This is a genomic window from Sorangium sp. So ce295 (assembly GCF_051527405.1).
Classification (GTDB): Bacteria; Myxococcota_A; Polyangia; order Polyangiales; family Polyangiaceae; genus Sorangium; species Sorangium cellulosum_B.
Map to the genome: position 1 here is coordinate 12,330,509 of NZ_CP150324.1, position 20,650 is coordinate 12,351,158.

Consider the following 20,650-nt stretch of genomic DNA (forward strand, 5'->3'; position numbering starts at 1 on the left):
GCCTCCATGCCGCGCTGTTCGCGTGGTCAATCCACTCGTGGAGCACGACGATGACCCCCTCTGATCCCAGGTTCTACGTCACGCTCCTCGAGATGCTCGGATCCGAACGCAGCTTCGCCGTCGCGACGGTCGTGAACGTGCGCGGCTCCGCGTCAGGCAAGCCCGGGGCCAAGGCGATCTTCGACGAGCACGGCCATAACCTCCACGGCTGGGTGGGGGGCGGCTGCGTCGAGCGCTTCACCGGCGAGCAGGCGGTCGCGGCGATCGCCGAGGGTCGACCGCGGCTCGTCGTGGCCGATCTCGACGACGAGGTGCTCGGCCTGGGCATGCCGTGCGGTGGCGTGATGGACATCTACATCGAGCCGGTGCGCCCGCGGCCACCGCTGTTCGTTGCCGGTGATGGGCCGAGCGCGAAGGCCGTCGTCACGCTGGGCGCGCGGCTCGGCTTTCGGGTCGTGGCCCATGCGCCGGGGCTCGTCGATGACTGGCAGGACCCGATGGTGTCCGTGCGTGACGCCGCCTACGAGGTCTGTGATCCCCCTCGAGGGGCGCGGATGGTGGTGGCCTCCCGCCATCGTGGCGACGAGGCGGCGCTCGCGGCCGGGCTGCGAGCCGACGCGAGCTACCTCGGCCTGGTCGCCAATCGCACCCGCGCGGCGGCGACCCGCGCGCGGCTCGCCGAGGTGGCCGCGCCGGAGCGCGTCGCGGCCATCCGCGCTCCCGCGGGCCTTGATCTCGGAGGGCGCCGCCCCGTCGAGATCGCCATGAGCGTGCTCGCCGAGATCCTGGCCGAGGAGCGCGGGGTCGACGTGGATGCCCTCGAGCGAGCGGCCGGAGCGGGGCCCGCCGCGTGTCCCTCCCCGGGCTGGTCGAGCCCCGAGCTCGTGGTGGTCGGACACAGCCGAATTGCCGAGGCGCTCGCTGACCTCGCCGCGATGCTAGAATGGCCGATCACCCTGCATGCCGTCGCGCCCGCACCCCATCAGCGCGCAGGCTACCCCGCGACGGTCCGCTGGGTGAGCGAGGATCCCGGCTTTCAACGGCTGCCGGCGTCCCCGAGCACGGCCGTGGTGGTGGCCTCGCACCACAAGGGGGACGAGCGGGCCATCGCGGCGGCGCTCGGGGCCGGAGCGCCTTACGTAGGTCTGGTTGCCAGCGCCAGCCGGTCGCGGTTGATCCGCGAGCGGCTCCCGGGTTCGCTCGCGGATACGCCCGGCGTGCTGCGAGCCCCGGCCGGGCTGGCCATCGGGGCGCGCACGCCTGCCGAGATCGCGTTGAGCATCGTGGTCGAGATCCTTGCCTTGCTGCACGGCCGCAGCGGCCGCGCGCTGACTGCGCTCGAGGAGCTCCCGGCCCGGCGCGGGGGCCCCTGCCTCGATGCGGGCGTAGGCGAGCGATGAGCACGGCCGTGGCAGCGCGCAGCGACTTCCCCGCGCTTGCGGCCCCGGGCTTCGTCTACCTCGACAACGCGTCGACCACCCAGGCGCCGCTCGCGGTGATCGAGGCCATCGCGGCCTTTTACCGAAACGGCCACGCCAACGTAGGCCGCGGCGTGTACGGGCTCGCCGAACGCACGACGGCGGCCTACGAGGCGGCGCGGGCACAGGTGGCGCGCTTCTTGGGCTTGCGCCATCCGAGCGAGCTGGTGTTCACGTCCGGCGCAACCGACGCGATCAACCTGGTGGTCGAGGGCTGGGCGCGGCGACGCGTGACCGCGGGGAGCAGGGTCCTCACGACCGTCCTCGAGCACCACGCCAACCTACTGCCCTGGCAGCGCCTCACCCGCCAGCACGGAGCCCGGCTCGAAACGATCGACATCGACGAAGAGGGGCGGCTCGATCTCGATGACGCCGCGGCCAAGCTCCCGGGGGCGACGGTGCTGGCCGTGACCGCCATCTCCAACGTGCTCGGCGTTCGCATGCCGCTGCCGGCCCTCGCGGCGCTGGCCCGCGAGCACGGCGTGTGCATGGTCGTCGACGCGGCCCAGGCCGTGGGGCACGAGCCAGTCGACTTCGCGGCGATCGGCTGCGACTTCATGGCGCTGTCGGCCCACAAGATGCTAGGGCCCACGGGCATCGGCGTGCTGGCGGCGCGTCGCGAGCGGCTGCTCGAGCTCGAGCCGGTGCGGGTGGGCGGCGGGATGGTCCGGGAGGTCGCCGCCCTGGGGAGCGACGGGCCGTCGCGATGGCGCGAGCCGCCGTGGGGCCTCGAGGCCGGAACCCCGCACATCGCCGGGGCCATCGGCATGGCCGCCGCTGCCGAGTACCTCGCAGCCCTTGGCCTACCGCGGATCGCCGCGGCCGAGGAGAGCTTGGTCCGCGCGCTGCTCGACGGCTTGCGCGAGCTCGAGGGCATCCGGGTGCTGGGGCCCGGGCCCGGTGCGGCGCGCGCGGGGATCGTGTCCTTCACATTTGCGAGCCACCACCCCCACGACGTGGCGGGGCTACTGGGCGAGCTGGGTGTGGCCGTGCGCGCGGGCCATCACTGTGCCGTGCCACTCATGCGACACCTCGGAGCGCCATCGACCGTACGGGTAAGCCTGGGGCCGTACAACGACGAGGGCGACGTCACGGCCCTGCTCGCGGGCCTGCGGCACGTCACGCGGGTGCTCGCGTGAGCCAGCATCCCCGGAGCCTCTACCGCGAGGCCTTGCTCTGGCTGGCTCGCGCCCCCGACCACCGCGGGCCGATGCCCCACGCCGATCGGCGCGGGCGGGCGGTCAATGCCCTGTGTGGCGACGAGCTGCTGGCCGAGCTCACCCTCGGGCAGGACGATCGCATCGGCGAGCTGCGGTGCACCGTCCGCGGCTGCGCCGTAGCCGAGGCCTCGGCCCACCTCTTGGCCGAGCTCGTGCCCGGAGCGGATCACCAGCAGATTGCGGGTTGGCAAGCGCGATTCGAGGCGGCGCTCACTGGCGCTGCCCTGCCTGCCGAGCTCGCGCCCCTCGAGCCGCTGCTGGCCCTGCGCGAGCGGCCCAGCCGGCATGGCTGCGCGCTGCTTCCCTGGCAGGCACTCGCCGAAGCGCTGAGGCCGGTGGGCGTCGCGCCATCGCGCGATGATCTCGGGGAGGCGGCCCAGCCCCCGGCCGGAGCCGCATCGATCGGGCCCGTCATTTCGACTGTAGGTCGTCAGAATCGCTAGCTAGTGCCCAGCTTGCAAGGGGCGGATGAAGCTCGTCGCCATGGTGACCGAGCCAAGGAACATCGCCCGCTTCCTCTCCGCGCTCGGCGAACCGACCGACGTCCCAGCACGCTCTCCCAGCGCCGACGCGGCGGCCGCCGTACTGGAAGAGCACCGTTCTGCGCCGCAAGGCGCCCGGGGACGCCGCCGCGCTTCGCGACGCGCCTCCCGGGCCAGACCAAAGCCCGGACGGACACGTGGGCCCACGGCACGTCGATGCGCCCCGTAGCGCGCTCGGCGCCGCCCGGACCACGCTCTTTCGGCCCAGGACCGAGCCATCACGACGCTCGCGGTCCCACCCTTTCGGTTTGCTGCGCTACACTGCTTCGCGCTGCGATCCGGCTTCTTTTACCTACGCGCTGGAGCTCGCCCGCGCTCGCGCAACGCTGCGGTCTGCTGCGGGCGTGGTTACACCCCGCCCGTCGGCAGCAGCGCAAAGTTGGACGGCTTCTACTATTCGGAAGAGTGGTGACGCCTTTTGGCAATTTCGTCTGTCCACAGTTCCGCGGCATCACCGACCCAGATCGCGACGCAGTTCTTTCCGCTCTCCTTAGCGAATTTCTTAGCGCGGTTCGCTGCTTCCTTGAGTGCGCCCGATGCCGCACTTTCCGCATACGGCTCTGCCGCGACCCCGAACGATGCTGCGAGCGTCACTGGTTCCTCGTTCACCAGAAATTGCTTATCTGAAATGAGCTGGCGAAGTGCGTCGGCGAACGCGGCCCCCATCGTTAGATTCGCGTTCTGAAGAAGCACTACCATCTCATCGCCACCCTCGGCATACGCATATCCGATGCCTGTGACAGCGGCAACTACTAGCCGCTGAAGCGCAGGAAGCAAGTCCCTGTCAACCATCACTTCCGTATACTTTGAGTTCACTGCCTTGAAGCCGTCAATATCAAAATATATCAAACTTCGGCCCATGAGACCCGACGCAGACGCCAGATCCGCGCCGAGTAGGTTGGGGGCGTCGAGGATGCCAAACTTTTGGTCCTTTTTGCGCCCATCGTCGGCTCTCGTGGTAGCAGGCTCGGCGGAACCGATCCTATTCAACGCATCTACCAGGTACTTGAGGAAATCCTCACGAAACTTGTCGACATTCCCCGGAAAATTCTGAACATACATTCTGTAGAGGAGGCCGTCCCCTTGATCGCCCTGCTCCGCGACGCTCCGGAACATGTCGTACGCAAGGGAGATGCGTTCGTCCTTGGATTTCGGCATCTCCCATGCTCGGAACCTCGTGGGACCCCAGGTGGACCACTTGGCTTTCCGATCGGCCTCGAAGGCGCGGTATGCACTATTCTCGGACACATTGGTATCGAGGTATTCGTATAGATCGCCGCAAACATGAGGAAATTCCTTGTATGTTGCATCGCGGATCCGCTCAAGGAGTTCCTGCACGGTAGATTGATCGATAGCCATAAATCACACCTCGAGCATCTGGCATTCAGCCATCAGCGCATTCGATTTCATCATCTTTCGGGCGGCTTCATCAAGAGAACTACTTCCTGTGCCCGGACTCTGTCAATCCAACGTAGCAATCAGCTGTACTGCGCGACATATCTTCGCGTTTTCGCATGTAGGTTGCAGACCGTGGTGCCCGATCATCTGCGATTGATTGCCTCGGGCGACTAATGTGCGGCCGAGATGTCCGTGCGCGATTCACGGTCGCTTGATTCGACCCACATCCTTGCGCGCGCGGGCCACAAGGACTGCATCCGGGTTGGCCCTGGCTGTAAGCAAGGAGTTGCAGAAGTCGATCACTCGGCCTCCCGGCGCTGAGTGACGAGGCAGCTCGTCAATGACCCGGTTGAGCACAAAGCCGAGCATAATCCCCGCCAGGGGCACCACATGGGCAATCGACGGGTCTACGATTCCCGCGGCAGCAAGCCCTGCCGACATGAGTCCTACGACGTTAACACTCTTGAGCAAATCAGGCCGTTTCTCATAATGGCGAACCTCGGCATTAAACCTACCGATCGCGTCCTTTAAATAATCGGGATCGATATTCTCACGCGAAATTCGGTCGATAAGATCCCGTAGGCGCTTGATGTCTGCCGAGGAGAACTCTTTCGCCAAATCTACCACATCTACCTTACTGCTGAGCGCGAGTAGATCTGATACGGCCGAAAGTGTGAAACGGGATCGAGTTGATCCGACGAAGCCCCCGCCATAGATGCCCGCTACCAAGTCGCAAGCGGCGCTTTCGTCGTACTCGCCAGCGGAGGACGGGAACACGTGGGCACCGAGCGCAGCGGCCCATTCCACCTTCTGAGCAGCGGACCAGAGTTCAAGCCGCAGGTCTCTTCCCGTCACTTGCTGGTAGACCGCGCTACTGATAGCCCCAATGCCCAAGTGTGATGTCCCCATCGCGCCGCGGCTACTCACGGACCACTCAGCACCCGCCCATGTCGCGCCGAGCTCGTATACGAATTGAACAAAATCAGCGGCACGCGCAGGGCCGACGAGGTTTGACGCTTGGTCCGTGAGCATGTGAAGCATTGCGTGGCGCTCGACCGGGCTCAAGGGCGGGTAGAGCAGCGGCACGCGGTTGCGCGCATCAGCGACGGTGGCAGCGGCCAATCGTCGAGAAAGAAGAATGCTCTTGGGCGCGCGCTCCGCGAGGGCAGCGAGCCAGTTGAGCGGGTAGCGGTCGATCGCCTGGGGGAGAAGGATCCGAACCCGACCCAGCTCGACCAGTCTTGACAGTTCTTCGCTGGATACGCCTAGAGCAGCGCAATTCTCTTCGAATGAGTTCTCGAGCGGTAGCGCGAGAAGCACCGTGTCATAAAGACAGAGTTGAGATCGAATGTCGTCGGGGGCGAACACGGTCGCGTCGACCAGGCAGGAGAGGCCGCGGGAGTGTTGCCAGGCGACGGGGAGAAGCTCGGTGGCACACGAATCGCTCGAGGCGAACAGTCGCTCTCGACTGGCAGCCCATGCCTCCTCGTCGTCCTCCATCAGGAAACGAAGATCTCTGGAATACTTCGTCGGCAGGCGTCGACTTGGCAGTAGATCGATGTCGCCTTGCCCGAACTCAAATCGAAACGTTTCGTTCTGCGGGTCTCGAGAAGGATCGACTGCGAAAAGGATCTGGACGCCGTAGCCCATCTCCGCGTAAGCGGACGAGACTTGACTCTTTTCGGTGTCTGAGAGTTTCCGGGTTGTGACGAAGACGACGTCAGTCCCGGGATCGTCGATGGTGAACGGAGGAAAATCAGGTGGGAGGGCCAACCCGAGGTCTACGAGGACATCACGGCGGGTCCTGGGTGCACCAGCTAGCCGCGCCCGCTCCTCACAGGTCCGTTCAGGCACGCGCTCGGCGCCCGCCGGGCACTGTTCGACAATCTTTACCGGTGCAGTTACCACCCTGCACTGCTTGTCAAACCACAGGCGAAGATCCTCGCCTCCTGCAGCCTTCGCAGTGCTTAGAGTCGGGCAAACAATGTAGTGCTGGTATCCCTGCCGCCAGAGACCGGCGAACTGAATCTGCGGCTGCTGAAGAAGCAGCTGCTCGTACGACCAACGACAGTAGTGATCATCGTAGAGTGTCATGGCATGCGACTCCCTCGGTCTGGTTAACGACTGCTTGGCCACAAGGATGTGCGGGCCAAGATGGTCTTTACCCACATCGTCGACCGCGGCCCTCTCGGCGTGATCCGTCCTCTCGATCGCTGACCGCCGCTTCCGCGTGGGCGCCTTGAACTCCGATCCCATCCCCTCGTGCCGCCCCCACGCATCGTGAAAAGATAGCGTATCCGAGGGCTGCCCCGCCTTGTCAAGGAGACCAGCGCAGGACCGTGCGAGCTCTACACCGGACGAAGGCGCGAGCGGGCCCTCGATGCCCTGCCCCTCCGAAACGAAGATGTGCCCCTGCAACGGCCCAGCCGATCAGCGGCGATGCTGTTTAGGTTGCCGCAGCTTGCCGAGTTCTCCACCACGCGGGACGGCGTCCGGAGCCGCAGCAGAGCACGCGCCGACGGTGAGCCAAGTCGAGACGCGCGCGGATGGCCGCGGGCTGTCGAGGTGCGGACACCGGGGTTCGGCTGTCAGGTGCCGGCGGGACGCTTGCGCGGCCGGCCGCGCTTGATCTCCGGCATCGCGGCGCTGCGAAGAAGAACCCCGGGCGACACATCGAGCGCGTTCGCGAGCCTGACGAGCGTGCCGAGGCTCATGCTCTGCCGCCCAACCTCGATCGCCTGCATCGTCCGCAGCTCGATCCCGGCCGCTTCCGCAAGCTGCTCCTGCGTGATGCCGCGCTGCTGACGTAGACGCCGCAGGTTCGCCGCAATGTAGAGCAGAAGGGTATCAAGCGTGAGCATTCGCACGCCCTTCGCGTACCCCCGCGCCGGGTTCAGAATAATGATCCAGCAGATCGGATTTCCTTGACCTGCCGGCTGTCAGTTCATAACGTGGCGAGACCACAAAAGTGCCGCCCGCGGGTGCTGATAACACCCCGGGCGGCGTGGCCGAACCCCGCGCTAACGAGGTCCGACATGGAAACCGTACGTCTACGCCCCGACGGGGGCCAAGAGATCGATCCGCCCTCCCGCCGCCGCACCCGCCCCGCTGCTCGCAGCCGGCCCGCCCAAACCCCTCCGTCACCAACCCGCTCACCCCGCCGTCTACCTCGACCCCACCGCGCTCCTCGAACAGCGCCCGCTCATCCGCAGCACCCTCCGCGCCCGCGGCGTTCTCCCCGCCGATCTCGACGACCTCACCCAGGACACCCTCCTCGGCGCCTGGCGCAGCCTGCGCGCCGGCCGCTTCCGCCCCTCCCCCGCTCTTCCTCCCGCCGACGCCCTCCGCCGCTGGCTCGCCGGCATCGCCTCGCGGCAGGCCTCGCACTACCGCGACAAGGCCCACCGCCGCCACGAGCTCCCCGCGGTCGACCCTGACCGCCTCTCCGCCTTCGCCGCCCCCTCTCCCGAGGCCCGCCTCGTCGCCCGCGGCCTCCTCCGCGCCTTCCACCGTCTCCGCCCCGAGTTGCGCGAGATCCCTCGCAAGCCGCCTCTTCGCCCGCGCCCTCACCCGCTCTCGGAGGTGGCCCCGATGAGCCCGATGAGCCCCGCCCCGTCGACGCCCCCGCCGAGACGGCGGCCGAGCTGCCGACCGCGACCGAGGCCGCCCTCCTCCAGATGGTGCTCGGCCTGCCCGGCGTCGGCCCGCGCCTCCTCGGCACGGCCGCTCTCCCCTCGCTCGGTCGCCTCTCGCCTGCGGCCCTCGCCGAGCGCACCCAGATCGCCCTGTTCGACGCGACCCGGCTCGCCGCCGCCTTCGAGCTCGGCCGCCGCACCCACGCCGCCCGCGCCCGCCGGGGCGCGCTCCTCACCGACGCCGCCCGCGTGGCGCGCTACTTCGGCCCGAGGCTCGCCTTCGCCTCCGGCAGCCGCACGACGCGCTGGAGCACGCGGAGCCAAAGGCCGTGCTGAACCGCGCGAGGGCGCTTCAGCGTAACCGCCCGACCAACGCCATCGTGACCACCCCAGCGGGGCCGGTTACCTGTCCCCATCGCGAAGGAGGAAGCGATGGCGACGAGGGTGGAGTGGGCCGAGCGGGTGGAGCGATGGGAGCGGAGGGGGCTGAGCGCCGAGAAGTTCGCGCGGCGCGAGGGGTACAAACCGGAGCAGCTGTACTGGTGGCGCTGGAAACTGCGGGCTGACGGGCCCTCGCAGCCCTCGCCGTCGTCGTTGACCGAGCCGCCGCGGTTCCTGCCGGTGCACGTGGTGGCCGACGCATCGCCGGTCGTGACGGAGCCGATCGAGATCGCGCTGCCTAAAGGCCGGGTGGTCCGCGTTCGGCCGGGCTTCGACCCGGCCACGCTCGAGCGCGTGCTGGCGCTCGCCGCCGAGGAGACGTCGTGCTGACGCTGCCGCCGTCGGTGCGCGTCTACGTGCGACTGCTCCCCTGCCGCCAACCACGCAGCAAACGGCATTGTACCGCGAACCTCGGGCTCACGCATGGTAATCGCGCCGGCTCGCAGGGCGCGCCCGATCTCTCCGGGGCTGGTTCGGTTTCATCGAGCGCAACGCGGGCGTGCCTGGCTGCGTGCACGGCGTCGCGGAGGCCATGCTCGCCCAGGAGCCGCGCTCTCAGGGCATCGTGCAGGTATAGCTCGCAGCGTCGCTCGCGTCGCCGCTGCCGTTGTACCGCGGATACTCCGGGTATTTGCAGAGCGGCCGCTCGAATTGCACCGCGCCCGTCGTGTCGACCTTCGAGCTGACGAGGTTCTGGGTCGACGGCGGCCTCCCTTCCTCGACCCAGGTCTCGAGGGCGCTCAGCAGATCGACCGTATCCGCGCCGACGCCGCCGAAGCAGTGCTGCACGCCCGGCTGGAGGAAGAACTCCATGTTCTCGTCCCGCGCGGCCTCGCCGCCCACGGCGTCGGCGACGCCATTCCAGTACTCGATCGACCCCTTGTAGCTGATCGCCCAGTCGTACGTCCCGTGCACGAGGATGACCTTCCCCTCGCGGGCGAAGAACTCCGTCAGGTCGAAGGGCGCGTCGACGACCTCGGCCGCCTCCTGGATCTCGGGGAGGTGAGCTTCCGGCTCGAACTGCAGCGTGTCGTAGGCCGGGTCCTTCATGATCCAGTTCCGGATGAACGACTCGGCGAAGAACATGTGCAGTGGCACTGGGAAGTCCGCCGTGTTGCCGATGAGCCAGGCCGGGAAGCCTTCGTCCTCGCCGCCGGGGCCCCAGCCGGGATAGATCGAGGTGCCGTCCTGCAGCGTGAACTCTCCATAGATCGCCTGCGCGGTCTCGAGCTGCCCCTGCGTCAAGCAGGTGTCCGCATCGCCGGCCGTGCAGAGCAAGCTCGCCGGATCGAAGGCGCACGCCTCGACGTGACTGACCACCCCGTCGTCGACCCCGTCGAGCGCGTCGCACTCCGCGAGCACGGCGCTGGACATCGTGGCCGCCTTGGCCGTGGTGATTTGCCCCCCCGGCGTGCCCAGCTGGTCCTTCATGATGTTGTTGAAGGCCAGGGTGAGCTCGGTGAAGCTGTGGGCAGGCGCCCGCGCCACGACGCCGTCGAAATCCTCGGGCCACCGGGTCGCCTGGATCAGCGCCTCGCGCCCGCCGTTCGAGCAGCCCTCGAAGTACTTTCGCGCGGGCTGCTCGCCATAGCGCTCCTGTACCGTCGCGAGGACGGCGCCGAGGACCTTGTGGATCTGCAGGTAACCGAAATCCTGCTGCACCTCCGGGTTATTGAGGAACACCCCGCCCGTCGGATCGTCGTGCCCGCCGTTGGAGGCCACCATCACGTACTCCCCCGAGGCGTCCCGGGGCGGGCGAAAGAAGATGGGCGAGATGGCTCCGTCCCAGCCGCCTCCGCCGACATAGAGGAGCTTCTTGTTCCATTCGGTTGGCAACTCCACCTCGAACCGGAGGCTCGTGCCGATGAGGCCAGGTACCTTGCAGTGCTCGCCGACCCCGTTGGCTGCCGCGACCAGCGTGGCGCTGCTGAGCGTGGCGTCGCCGAGGGTGACGCCGGAGAGCGCGTCGCAAGCCTCCTGGGGAGTCTTCGCCGGTTGCTCGGTGCCGGGCGGAGGTTGCCCGTCACCTTCGTCACCCCCGCAGGCGAGGAGCGACATCGCGAGGGCGCCGAGGAGCGCGTGGTACCCAGCGCGATGCCTGCCCTTCTTCGTGGCTGCCAGCGCAGCGCGGTGAACAGTCCTCATGGATCCTCCTGGGTGGCTCCGAGGGTGCTGAGCCAAGTGGGCGAAGGGATGGCATCTCTTGCCCACGCGAGCAAGCTGGCCCATGCCGAGATCACGGCGTCTCCACCTGGACCACCTGCGCGCGAGTCTCCGGGAGAACCCTCTGACCTACGGCGGGGTCATGCGTGAAGAATGCGTCAAGAACCGAGCCGAGCGAGCGACGCTTGACGCGCACGCCTTGGGTCGCAGTAGTACTGCGTACCCTAGAGCGGTGCTCAGCCGCGTCCGGTACATGAGAAACAGAGCGGCGGTCACCCGCACAGGAGACGGGCCCAGATCGGTGTTTTCGGCGCGGAAGCGCACGAAAGGGAGCTGAGCACCGAAAACGTCGAGGTGGGCCCGTATCCGAAGCGGGGGCCCGCCGCTCTAGAGGCTCAGAACGTGCAGGTGGGGGTGGGGCCGGCGGTGAAGGGCTCCCAGCGGACGTCCTCGATCGCCACGTCCATCGGCGACTCCGAGTAGATGAGGAAGGGCGTGTTGACGTTGGTGATGTCGAGCCCTCTGTCCGTCAGGCACTTCAGCGGGACGGAGACCTCGTGCCACTCCCCGTCCGCGATGGAGGTCAGCGTATTGGCGATGTTGATGTCGCCGAGGCAGGGATACACGCAGTGGGCTGACAGCGTGACCAGCGGGCCCTCGGGCGGAGCATCGACGCGCGCCCGGAAGACGATCGAGGTCTCCGAGTTGTAGTAAGGCGACAGATCGACCCCGGGCGCGCCCGCCGAGACCTGCGCGTAGATCTGGCCCGTCGCGCTCCAGGTCACCTGCTTGGCGCTGCCCTGGATCTCGCCGTCGATCGTGCTCACGCTGACCTCGCCGCCGGGCAGGGTGGCCCCCATGCCCACGTCGATGCCGCCCCAGTTCGAGGGGCCGCCGATGCGCAGCACGTAATCGCCCTTGTCCTCGCCATCCACGAAGATCTCGAGCGGCTCGCTCGTGGTGCCGGCCGCCCCCGGGTCCGGGGCATCGCAGCCGTGGCCCGTGGAGACCTCGGGCAGATCGTCGCCGAGCGCGTCGGCGTCGGTGGTCACGAGGCCATAGCCATACGCGAAGAGCGGCTCCTCGCCGTCTCCCCTGTTGATGGACGTCTGGCAGTCGGCCGAGGGCCACGAGAACGACAGCTTGCCCTGGAACTCGTGATCGCCGAAGAGCACGTCGGCGACGCCGCCGCCCTCGCTGCCCGGCAGCCAGGCCGCCACGAACGCGTCTGACCGGTTGAGCTCCTTGTTGGTGTGGAGCGGGCGGCCCGACACGAACACCGTGACGATGGGCACACTCGGCGCCTGGGCGCGGATGGTCTCGATGACGGCGAGGTCCTCGGGGTAGAGGTTCGCGTGCTCGAGCGTCTCGAACTTGCCTATATCGCCCTGGCCCTCGGCGTAGGGCGTCTCGCCGATGACCACGATCGCGGCGTCGAAGGTGTCGGCCGCGGCGGTGCCGTCGGGGCTCAGGGTCGCAGCGCCGCTCAGCCCGGCGGCCGTGATCGTCTCCTCGATGCCGGCGTAGATGGACTGCGCGTTCGGGAAATCGGCGTTGGTGTTGCCGGTGCCCTGCCAGGTCAGCGTCCAGCCGCCGGACTGGTTCTGGATGTTGTTTGCGGTCTTGCCGGCCACGAGGACGTTCATCGACTTGCTGAGCGGCAGGACATCGCCCTTGTTCTTGAGCAGGACGAGCGACTTGCGCACGGCCTCGCGCGCCACGGCCCGGTGCTCCGGCGCGGCGAGGAGCGCGGCGTCGCCGGCGACCGACCGGGTCGACGGGGCGCCCTTGCTCGCCCTGGGGCCGAGGAGGCCGGCCCGCATCTTCACGCGCAGGATCCGGGTCACCGCGTCGTCGATGCGGGCCATCGGGATCTCGCCGCTCTCCGCCTGGGCGATGGTGTTCTCGATGAACGCCATCCAGTCGTTGGGCACCATGATCATGTCCACCCCGGCGTTGATCGCCGCGGCGCACCGCGTGTTGTTACAACCCGGGAGCTGGCCGTGCCCGTTCCAGTCGCCGACGACGAAGCCGGTGAAGCCGAGCTGGCCCTTGAGGATGTCGGTGAGCAGGTACTGATTGCCGTGCATCTTGTCGCCGTTCCAGCTGCTGAACGACGCCATCACGGTCTGCGCGCCCGCCGCGAGCGCGGAGAGGTAGCCCTGGGCGTGGATGTCGCGCAGAGCCTCCTCGGAGCAGACGGTGTTGCCCTGGTCCTTGCCCTGCTCGGTCCCGCCGTCGCCCATGAAGTGCTTGGCGGTCGCGACCACGTGCGCGCCGTTGAACAGGTCCGCGCTGTCCGCCGGCCGGCCCTGCAGGCCCCGGATCATCCGGCCCGCGTAGCTCCTCACGATCTCCGGATCCTCGGAGTAGCCCTCGTAGGAGCGGCCCCACCGATCGTCCCGCACCACGGCGAGCGTGGGGGCGAAGGCCCAGTCGAGCCCGGTGACGGCGACCTCGGCGGCGGTGATGGCGCCGATCTCCTCGATGAGATCGGGATCGTTCATGGCGCCGAGCCCGATGTTCTGCGGGAACAGCGTCGCGCCGATCACGTTGTTGTGGCCGTGCACCGCGTCCACGCCCCAGATGACGGGGATGCCGAGGTGCTCGCCGGGCGCGCCGCTCGTGTCGATGGAGGCCGCGTAATAGGCGTCCGCGAGGTCGACCCAGTCGGCCACGGTCGCGTGCTTGGAGCGGCCCGGCCAGGAGCCGCCGCCGTTCAGCACCGAGCCGATGTGGTACTCCCGGACCTGGTCCGGCGTGATCGCCAGGATCTCGGGCTGGACCATCTGGCCGACCTTCTGCGCCACGCTCATCTGCGCGAGCAGCTCGGCGATGGCGTCCTCGATCTCCGGGTCGAGCGCGATCTCGCTCGTCACCGTCGGCCATTCGACCGACGCGCTCTCGCCGCCCGCGCCGCCGCCACCGGCGGTGCCGGTGGTGGAGCCGGCGCCGGAGCCGCCTTCGCCGCCGCCGCCGGCGGTGCCCGTGGAGCCGGCGCCGGAGCCGCCCGCGCCGCCGCTACCGCCGGTGCCGGTGGTGGAGCCCGCGCCGGAGCCGCCCTCGCCGCCGCCGCCGGCGGTGCCGGTGGTGGAGCCTGCGCCGGAGCCGCCCTCGCCGCCGCCGCCGGCGGTGCCGGTGGTGGAGCCTGCGCCGGAGCCGCCCTCGCCGCCGCCGCCGGCGGTGCCGGTGGTGGAGCCGGCGCCGGAGCCGCCCTCGCCGCCGCCGCCGGCGGTGCCGGTGGTGGAGCCTGCGCCGGAGCCGCCCTCGCCGCCGCCGCCGGCGGTGCCGGTGGTGGAGCCTGCGCCGGAGCCGCCCTCGCCGCCGCCGCCGGCGGTGCCGGTGGTGGAGCCTGCGCCGGAGCCGCCCGACCCTGTCGCGTCAGCCGGGGGATCCGTGGAGTCGTCCCCGCAGGCGGGAACAGGGATGGTCAGGGCTGCGACCAGCAGCCATCTACCGTATTGGTTACAATGCTTCATACCAGCGCCGGAGCATGGTCCCGGCGCAGTGGGGCGTCAAATTTATAGTCCCGCAGTCTGCTTCTATCAGGACCTCTGTCGGCCATCGCTCACGCCACACCTACACGCAGACCACGATTCATCGCTTCTCGGCGGACCAGGCTTTCGGTATCCTCGATCCTCCTCCAGCCACCAAGGCAGCAAGGAAGAACGCCATGTCGCAACATTGGACGATCGCGGGCGCGCTGCTCGCCTTTGCGCTGCTCGACGCCGCCTGCGCCGACCCCGAGCAGGACGCTTCCTCCGGCGCGGCGAGCGGCGGTTCCACCTCGGTGAGCCTGCACGGGTCTTCCTCGACGGGGCTTATCACGAAGACGGCACCGAGCTCGTGTGAACGCAAGCGTGGCGGCTATCGAGCGGTCGACAAACCGCGCCGAGCTCCTGCGCCGCACATTTGCGATCGACGTCCTCGAGTGCCCAGCTTGCAAGGGGCAAATGAAGCTCGTCGCCATGGTGACCGAGCCAAGGAACATCGCCCGCTTCCTCTCCGCGCTCGGCGAACCGACCGACGTCCCAGCACGCTCTCCCAGCGCCGACGCGGCGGCCGCCGTACTGGAAGAGCACCGTTGTGCGCCGCAAGGCGCCCGGGGACGCCGCATAGCGTCTCGCGACGCGCCTCCCGGGCCAGACCAAAGCCCGGACGGACACGTGGGCCCACGGCACGCCGATGCGCCCCGTAGCGCGCTCGGCGCCGCCCGGACCACGCTCTTTCGACCCAGGACCGAGCCATCACGACGCCCGCGGTCCCACCCTTTCGGTTTGCTGCGCACCACTGCTTCGCGCTGCGATCCGGCTTCTTTTACCTACGCGCTCGCGAGGAGCTCGCGACGTCCATCGCCCGCTCGGATCGCGGCCGTACACAGATGAAGCGCCGGACCTTCCTCGAGGGCTTCGGCTACAGCGCGAGCCCCCGCGTGCGCCAGACATCGCTCTCGTCGGCAGTCGAGAACATCCAGAGATGGGGCTACGCCCACAAGCTCAGCGGCAGCACCGTCAACGACTACATCACCATCTGGAAGAGCGATGCGCCCGTCAGCAGCGAGCAGCCCCAGCGCGGGTGGTGGCCCAAATGGTCCGTTTCGGGCCAACGATTCCGCATGTTTGCAGAGCCGTTTGGGCCACCATCGTGCCGCACGGTGTGCCTGATGGTCGATGCGTCCGACGAGATGTTCACGCTGCTCGCCGGCGTCCTGGCGGCGCTCATACGGCGGCGGGCGTTAACGTTCCGGTTCGACGACATGGGGCGGTGGGTCGCGCAGGCCCCCGAGGTGCTCACGCTGTCGCGCGTGCGCTCCGTGACCGGACAGGGCGACCGCCGCGAGAGTGACGACTTCCCCGGCGTCGGTGCGGTAGTGTACAGCTATACGGTAGGATGCCTTCCGCTTGGTGCCAGTAGTGTACAGCTATACGGTAGGATGCCTTCCGCTTGGTGCGACGTCGCGGTAATCGCAGGCGTTTCACGAGTGGAAGGCCTGTCTGATCGCATAAGGCCCGTTCTGTCGATAAACTCGTACAGTCGGACTGCACGAGCCAGGAACGGCTCCGAGAATCTTGACTTTGCGGAACGCGTTTGCTTGTCCTATCCGCCAAAGCGCTTGACGACGCTGAGCGGCTGGGCGAGGACAGAGTCACCATGAGGCGTTGGCTACTGGCTTTGGGCGTGTGCGTTTCCACCGCGGCGTGTGGTAACGGATCGAATGGGGACGCTGCCGCGAGCGGGGGCGCGGGTGGCACGGACAGCGGTGGGACGGGCGGCGGGGGCACGGCCTCCGGTGGTGCGACGGGCTCTGGGGGAACGGCCGAAAGCGGCGGCGCATCCAGCGGCGGCGCATCCAGTGGTGGGGCTGGCGGCTCGGGGTCGGGCGGCTCGAGTGGGGCCACGGGTGGCGCGGCTTCGGGCGGGCAAACGGGCAGCGGCGGCCAAGGAAATGCCGGAAGCGGCGGCACGACCGGTAGCGGCGGCTCGGTCAGTGGCTGCGTCGGCGACCCGTTCCCCACGGCCGATCCTACCAAGACGGGCCCCTTCTCGGTCACCGCAGACAAGAACGTCGGCCCCCTCGCCGGCGTCGTTCCCGATCCGATCTATGGGGACGAGCAACAGCGCTTCAACGTGTACCGCCCGAGCAATATCGCAACCAGCGGCCACTGCCATCCGATCCTGATCTGGGCCAATGGCTACCGGGACAATCCGGAGCAGAAGCCGCCGAAATGCGTCGTCAACTCCGGCAGCAATCAGTGGTGCGGACAATACGGACCGATCGTCAACCATCTCGCGTCCCACGGTTTCGTCGTGGTGGCTTCTCTCAGCACCGCGACCGCCGAAGGCGATCCTCTTCCCACGACCGCGGGCCTCGATTGGATCTTGGAACAAGCCGAGGATGCGAGCAGCCCGTACTATCACGCCCTCGACACCACGAAGATCGGCCAGCTTGGCCATTCCTATGGGGGCATGTCGACTTGCAAGACGGCCTCCGATCCCCGTTTCTCGGCCCTCGGCACGATTTGCGGCACCACCGCCCTCAAGGGAGTGCACACCCCCATGTTGTTCTTCTGCGGGGGGAAGGACTCCACGGTGAAATGCAGCGGGGTCCACGATGTCTTCAAGACGGTCACCGATCAGCCCGCGTTTTTCCTCAACGAGCTCAACGCGGATCACGGTAGCTGGGTCTATCAGGGCGCAAATGGCGTGTCCCTGTCGTCGGCCGCGGCCTGGTTCCGCGTTCATCTGATGGATGACACAGCGAAGAGAAACTTCTTCTACGGCGACAACTGCAAGTTCTGCACCGATGGCCGCGTGCAAGCAGAGCAGAACGCCCTGATGAAGGTCCCCTGAGCGACGGGGCCGATCTGGCTAGGCTTCACTGACTGTTGAGAGTCAAACTGGTTGATGCTCTCTCGCTCGGCCTGGCTGATGGCCATCGCGACAGTGAGCGGGCCTCGGTCACAGGCGTGATGGTCGGCCCATCGCGTCCTGAGCGCGCAAGCGCATCGGACCGCGCCCTGCGAAGCCACAAGAGCCTACGAAGGCGGACGATGACGCCGCTCCGAAACGCAAGCGTGGCGGCTATCGAGCGGTCGACAAACCGCGCCGAGATCTTGCGCCGCACATTTGCGATCGATGTCCTCGAGTGCCCAGCTTGCAAGGGGCGGATGAAGCTCGTCGCCATGGTGACCGAGCCAAGGACATCGCCCGCTTCCTCTCCGCGCTCGGCGAGCCGACCGACGTCCCAGCTCGCTCTCCCAGCGCCGACGCGGCGGCCGCCGTACTGGAAGAGCACCGTTGTGCGCCGCAAGGCGCCCGGTGACGCCGCATAGCGTCTCGCGACGCGCCTCCCGGGCCAGACCAACGCCCGGACGGACACATGGGCCCACGGCACGCCGTGGCCATCCTCCCGTCGGGTCATCTGGATTCGAACGAGGACAACATGCGAACAGCTCAAAGCAGCGTCCATCGACGCACGGGTTTGGGGGTCGTCGCCGCGCGAGCGGCGCTGGCAGGGGTCCTGACGCTCTCTGCATGCAACGACGGCGGCACGACCGGCGGGGACGCGGGCTCGCCGGCCTCGGGCGGCCGCCGATGCGAGCGCCAGCGCGGCAGACGCGTGGGCCGGGCAGCGCCGCGGCTCACGCGTTCGGCTCCTCCTGTCCGCCCCGTGGGCCCGCGGATCACGGCCGGAAGACCCGACAGCGATCACCGCACGAACTCAGCGAGTTGTGCCAGAGCGTGACAGCCATGCCACACGCAAGAGCTGGAGTGCCCGGGCTTTTTTTCGGCGGCCCTCATCTTGCAATGCCGTTGCGCAGAGGAAGGTGAATTATGAAACTCTCAGCAAGGCTCTTGGCCGGTGTGGTCCTGTCAGCGCAGATGTTCTCCTGTACCGTGGATGGGGACGGTGGCGAATGCGTCAGCCCCACGCAGAACCTCGACACGGCGTATGAGCCAGGCGCGGTCGGCTGCGCCTGCACCGACGCCGACGAGGACGTGTGCGTCGATGACAGCAGCGGGCGCGGCGTCGCCCTCGTCTGCGACGCCGGACGCTGGAAGGCGGTCGTGGATGGCCCGTGCGCGCCTCCCCCGCCCGTGTGCTTCAGCCCCACCCAGAACGTCGATAAAGCGTATACGCCGGGCGCCGTCGGCTGCGCCTGCGCCGACACGGACCAGGACGTGTGCGTTGAAGACAGCACCGGGCGCGACGTCGCCCTCGTCTGCGACGCCGGGCGCTGGAAGGCCGTCGAGGATGGCCCGTGCGCGCCTCTCCCTCCCGTGTGCTTCAGCCCCACGCAGAACCTCGACACGGCGTACGAGCCAGGCTCGGTCGGCTGCGCCTGCACCGACGCGGACGAGGACGTGTGCGTCGATGACAGCACCGGGCGCGGGGTCGCCCTCATCTGCAACGACGGGCGCTGGGACGCCGTCGAGGATGGCCCGTGCGCGCCTGTCCCTCCCGTGTGCTTCAGCCCCACGCAGAACCTCGACACGGCGTACGAGCCAGGCTCGGTCGGCTGTGCCTGCGCCGACACGGACGAGGACGTCTGTGTCAAGGATAGTCACGGAAGAGCTGTCGCCCTCGTCTGCGAGGGCGGAGCCTGGCTCGCCGTCCTGGATGGCCCGTGCGGCGGCGGCTGAGGGACTGCTCGATACCAGCTTCCTGCCGACCAGCACGTCGGCGCCTCGTAAGCGCCCGGCCATCGCCATGGGCACGGCCCCTTGCGGCTCTCGCCAGGGTCGACGATGCTGGGCGCGGGGCGGCGTCGGCCCACGACTCGGCGCGGGCACAGGCGGTCCTGAAAGAAGGCCCAGCTAGGCGGCATCCGCCTGCGTTCGCCGGCCGAAGCTCGCGTTGTTCAGGTCACGTCGGCGTTGCTGGCGCTCGGAGCCGCACGCGACGATCTCGCCCAGGCGTCGGGCAGCAACTCGTCCAGCCGGTCGCGCGGCCAGCCCGCCGGCCGGCGTGCTCCTCGGCAGCGGCAAGCTCGCGACCGAGCTGGAGCGGCTGGATCTCATCGACGAGTACGTCGAGACCTGTGCGCGCGTCGAGCAAGAAGTCTGAGGAGGGGCAGCGCGGCCGGTTTTGGCCCACGTTGGCACGCGGGTGTTTGTCGCCGCCAGGGGCTAACCCTTGCAAAATCAGCCACTTAGATGCTCATTGTGACACATGGCACGAAACATGTTTATGTACGTCCCCGTGAAAAGTCATCCTGTTGTTTGGCTCAGCTTCTTGGGAATTGCGCTTCTTGGCTGCAGCGGCGGGGAGGGGGGCCAAGGCGGCGATGGCGGGGCCTCATCCCAGTGCGACGCATTGCGTGACGAGGCGTCGCCGGGGAACGTGGTCTTCAAACTCACGAACAAGCGCGCCACGCCGATTCATTACGACGACAACGGCGAATGTTCGAGGGCGTTCAGGGTCAGCGAGGGCGATGCGATGCCGCAATCGCCCGGCCTGACCGGGTGGCCCACCTGCGGGTGGTACATGGACAACGACGACCAGGGCCCGCTCGATTGCCTCTCGAGCGAGCTGAAAACCCTCGGGCCGAACGAGAGCGTCGAGCTCACCTGGGATGGCCGGGTCCTCGAGCACCATGATCTGCCCGCCGAGTGTCAAGACAGCCGCGAATTCCCTCCAGCCTGCGACAAGCTCGTCGCGCTCGATGCTGGCACCTTGACCGCGCATGTAACTTTCTGGGGTGACCAGGATTGCACCAACGGCATGTGTGTGGGGATCGATCATGCGATCAAGCAGCAGACGTTCTCGTTCCCCGCAGCAGGGGCGGTCGATATCGCCGTGGAGTGAGCGTCGGCGTGTTGACGCGATCGGTTGTTATCGTTTTCGGCGATCGCTCGTCATCGACCGATGTTTCTGGCGGGATTCCTGACCGACGCAGCTAGCGAGGCTTCGTGTCCTTGTCCTCCGGGTCGACCGCGATGCGGAACCCCGGGTCTTCCGGCGTGGGCCCGGCGGGCCGCGTCTCGGGCCCCTCGGCCTCGCCTCGGCCCTCGGAGCGCTCGTCCCGCGGGGGCGCCTGCGCCGGGCCCTTGCTCAGCTCGGCGCCGATCCGGCCGACCACGTTCGTCGCGGCCCGGACGAGCTCGCGCCCGGCGTCGTCGATCGCCTTGCCGACGTTCGTGCTGTCGAGGTCCTTGCGCAGGTCCACGGCCGTCTTGCGCGCCGCGCGCCAGAGCAGGCTCAGCCCCTGCTTGAGATCCTCCCTGGGGTCGTCTCGATCGGGGTCCGAGCTCATCGCGCCTCCTTGGCT

Annotated in this window: 14 protein-coding genes and 3 pseudogenes; 11 read left to right on the forward strand and 6 right to left on the reverse strand. The window is 68.2% G+C overall.

Going from position 1 to position 20,650, the window contains the following annotated elements; all coding sequences use genetic code 11:
* The first annotated feature begins 50 nt into the window (after positions 1-50).
* From WMF11_RS46625 to WMF11_RS46635, 3 genes are read left to right on the forward strand one after another with little or no spacing between them, the layout of a single operon-like run.
* Complete coding sequence (locus tag WMF11_RS46625; RefSeq protein WP_272103041.1) at positions 51-1,400, forward strand: XdhC/CoxI family protein; 1,350 nt, start codon at positions 51-53, stop codon at positions 1,398-1,400.
* Positions 1,397-2,617 carry an aminotransferase class V-fold PLP-dependent enzyme gene (locus tag WMF11_RS46630; protein ID WP_272103042.1) on the forward strand — a complete coding sequence of 407 codons (1,221 nt, stop codon included), beginning with the start codon at positions 1,397-1,399 and terminating at the stop codon, positions 2,615-2,617. Before WMF11_RS46625 ends, WMF11_RS46630 begins: the two co-directional genes overlap by 4 nt.
* Entirely contained in the window at positions 2,614-3,141 is a 528-nt protein-coding gene (locus WMF11_RS46635) for an iron-sulfur cluster assembly scaffold protein (RefSeq protein ID WP_437975339.1), read from the forward strand. The genes WMF11_RS46630 and WMF11_RS46635 overlap by 4 nt, the downstream gene beginning before the upstream one ends.
* A 492-nt stretch (positions 3,142-3,633) precedes the next feature.
* Here WMF11_RS46635 and WMF11_RS46640 read toward each other — a convergent pair whose 3' ends face one another.
* From WMF11_RS46640 to WMF11_RS46650, 3 genes are all read right to left on the reverse strand, one after another.
* Positions 3,634-4,599: a diguanylate cyclase gene (locus WMF11_RS46640; protein ID WP_437975340.1), complete on the reverse strand. Its 966-nt coding sequence runs from the start codon at positions 4,597-4,599 to the stop codon at positions 3,634-3,636.
* A gap of 240 nt (positions 4,600-4,839) precedes the next feature.
* Positions 4,840-6,732, reverse strand: coding sequence for a hypothetical protein (locus tag WMF11_RS46645; protein WP_437975341.1), 1,893 nt, complete (start codon positions 6,730-6,732; stop codon positions 4,840-4,842).
* A gap of 494 nt (positions 6,733-7,226) precedes the next feature.
* Positions 7,227-7,499, reverse strand: coding sequence for a helix-turn-helix domain-containing protein (locus tag WMF11_RS46650; RefSeq protein ID WP_437975342.1), 273 nt, complete (start codon positions 7,497-7,499; stop codon positions 7,227-7,229).
* Between the two features lie 343 nt (positions 7,500-7,842).
* Here WMF11_RS46650 and WMF11_RS46655 point away from each other — a divergent pair.
* The 3 genes and pseudogenes from WMF11_RS46655 to tnpA all read left to right on the forward strand — a co-directional run.
* Positions 7,843-7,986: pseudogene (locus tag WMF11_RS46655) on the forward strand (sigma-70 family RNA polymerase sigma factor); the annotation flags it as partial.
* A gap of 296 nt (positions 7,987-8,282) precedes the next feature.
* Positions 8,283-8,552: pseudogene (locus WMF11_RS46660) on the forward strand (JAB domain-containing protein); the annotation flags it as partial.
* 153 nt (positions 8,553-8,705) lie between these two features.
* Positions 8,706-9,044, forward strand: a complete 339-nt coding sequence (tnpA, locus tag WMF11_RS46665; RefSeq protein WP_437975343.1) for an IS66 family insertion sequence element accessory protein TnpA — start codon at positions 8,706-8,708, stop codon at positions 9,042-9,044.
* Positions 9,045-9,269: 225 nt separating this feature from the next.
* Here the strand turns inward: tnpA and WMF11_RS46670 are convergent, their stop codons facing one another.
* A complete protein-coding gene (locus tag WMF11_RS46670; RefSeq protein ID WP_437975344.1) occupies positions 9,270-10,859 on the reverse strand; it encodes a tannase/feruloyl esterase family alpha/beta hydrolase in 1,590 nt (529 codons plus the stop codon).
* 413 nt (positions 10,860-11,272) lie between these two features.
* A complete protein-coding gene (locus WMF11_RS46675) occupies positions 11,273-14,356 on the reverse strand; it encodes a glycoside hydrolase family 3 protein (RefSeq protein ID WP_437975345.1) in 3,084 nt (1,027 codons plus the stop codon).
* A gap of 902 nt (positions 14,357-15,258) precedes the next feature.
* Here WMF11_RS46675 and WMF11_RS46680 point away from each other — a divergent pair.
* The 5 genes and pseudogenes from WMF11_RS46680 to WMF11_RS46700 all read left to right on the forward strand — a co-directional run bounded on the left by WMF11_RS46680 (position 15,259) and on the right by WMF11_RS46700 (position 20,187).
* Positions 15,259-16,032, forward strand: a complete 774-nt coding sequence (locus WMF11_RS46680) for a hypothetical protein (protein WP_437905522.1) — start codon at positions 15,259-15,261, stop codon at positions 16,030-16,032.
* Positions 16,029-17,228 carry a poly(ethylene terephthalate) hydrolase family protein gene (locus WMF11_RS46685; RefSeq protein ID WP_437905523.1) on the forward strand — a complete coding sequence of 400 codons (1,200 nt, stop codon included), beginning with the start codon at positions 16,029-16,031 and terminating at the stop codon, positions 17,226-17,228. The genes WMF11_RS46680 and WMF11_RS46685 overlap by 4 nt, the downstream gene beginning before the upstream one ends.
* Before the next feature lie 984 nt (positions 17,229-18,212).
* Positions 18,213-19,022: a hypothetical protein gene (locus tag WMF11_RS46690; RefSeq protein WP_437975346.1), complete on the forward strand. Its 810-nt coding sequence runs from the start codon at positions 18,213-18,215 to the stop codon at positions 19,020-19,022.
* 316 nt (positions 19,023-19,338) lie between these two features.
* Positions 19,339-19,410 (forward strand): annotated as a pseudogene (locus WMF11_RS46695) (dihydrofolate reductase family protein); the annotation flags it as partial.
* A gap of 312 nt (positions 19,411-19,722) precedes the next feature.
* Positions 19,723-20,187, forward strand: a complete 465-nt coding sequence (locus WMF11_RS46700) for a hypothetical protein (RefSeq protein ID WP_437975347.1) — start codon at positions 19,723-19,725, stop codon at positions 20,185-20,187.
* A gap of 91 nt (positions 20,188-20,278) precedes the next feature.
* On the opposite strand, the gene WMF11_RS46705 is transcribed toward WMF11_RS46700, so the two are convergent.
* Complete coding sequence (locus WMF11_RS46705; protein WP_437975348.1) at positions 20,279-20,635, reverse strand: hypothetical protein; 357 nt, start codon at positions 20,633-20,635, stop codon at positions 20,279-20,281.
* Positions 20,636-20,650: the final 15 nt, after the last annotated feature.

Excerpts from the sequence above, each read along its gene's own strand:
- WMF11_RS46625 (WP_272103041.1), top strand. The coding sequence starts at position 51 with ATGACCCCCTCTGATCCCAGGTTCTACGTCACGCTCCTCGAGATGCTC.
- WMF11_RS46630 (WP_272103042.1), top strand. The coding sequence starts at position 1,397 with ATGAGCACGGCCGTGGCAGCGCGCAGCGACTTCCCCGCGCTTGCGGCC.
- WMF11_RS46640 (WP_437975340.1), bottom strand. The coding sequence starts at position 4,599 with ATGGCTATCGATCAATCTACCGTGCAGGAACTCCTTGAGCGGATCCGC.
- WMF11_RS46645 (WP_437975341.1), bottom strand. The coding sequence starts at position 6,732 with ATGACACTCTACGATGATCACTACTGTCGTTGGTCGTACGAGCAGCTG.
- WMF11_RS46650 (WP_437975342.1), bottom strand. The coding sequence starts at position 7,499 with ATGCTCACGCTTGATACCCTTCTGCTCTACATTGCGGCGAACCTGCGG.
- tnpA (WP_437975343.1), top strand. The coding sequence starts at position 8,706 with ATGGCGACGAGGGTGGAGTGGGCCGAGCGGGTGGAGCGATGGGAGCGG.
- WMF11_RS46670 (WP_437975344.1), bottom strand. The coding sequence starts at position 10,859 with ATGAGGACTGTTCACCGCGCTGCGCTGGCAGCCACGAAGAAGGGCAGG.
- WMF11_RS46675 (WP_437975345.1), bottom strand. The coding sequence starts at position 14,356 with ATGAAGCATTGTAACCAATACGGTAGATGGCTGCTGGTCGCAGCCCTG.
- WMF11_RS46680 (WP_437905522.1), top strand. The coding sequence starts at position 15,259 with ATGAAGCGCCGGACCTTCCTCGAGGGCTTCGGCTACAGCGCGAGCCCC.
- WMF11_RS46685 (WP_437905523.1), top strand. The coding sequence starts at position 16,029 with ATGAGGCGTTGGCTACTGGCTTTGGGCGTGTGCGTTTCCACCGCGGCG.
- WMF11_RS46690 (WP_437975346.1), top strand. The coding sequence starts at position 18,213 with ATGAAACTCTCAGCAAGGCTCTTGGCCGGTGTGGTCCTGTCAGCGCAG.
- WMF11_RS46705 (WP_437975348.1), bottom strand. The coding sequence starts at position 20,635 with ATGAGCTCGGACCCCGATCGAGACGACCCCAGGGAGGATCTCAAGCAG.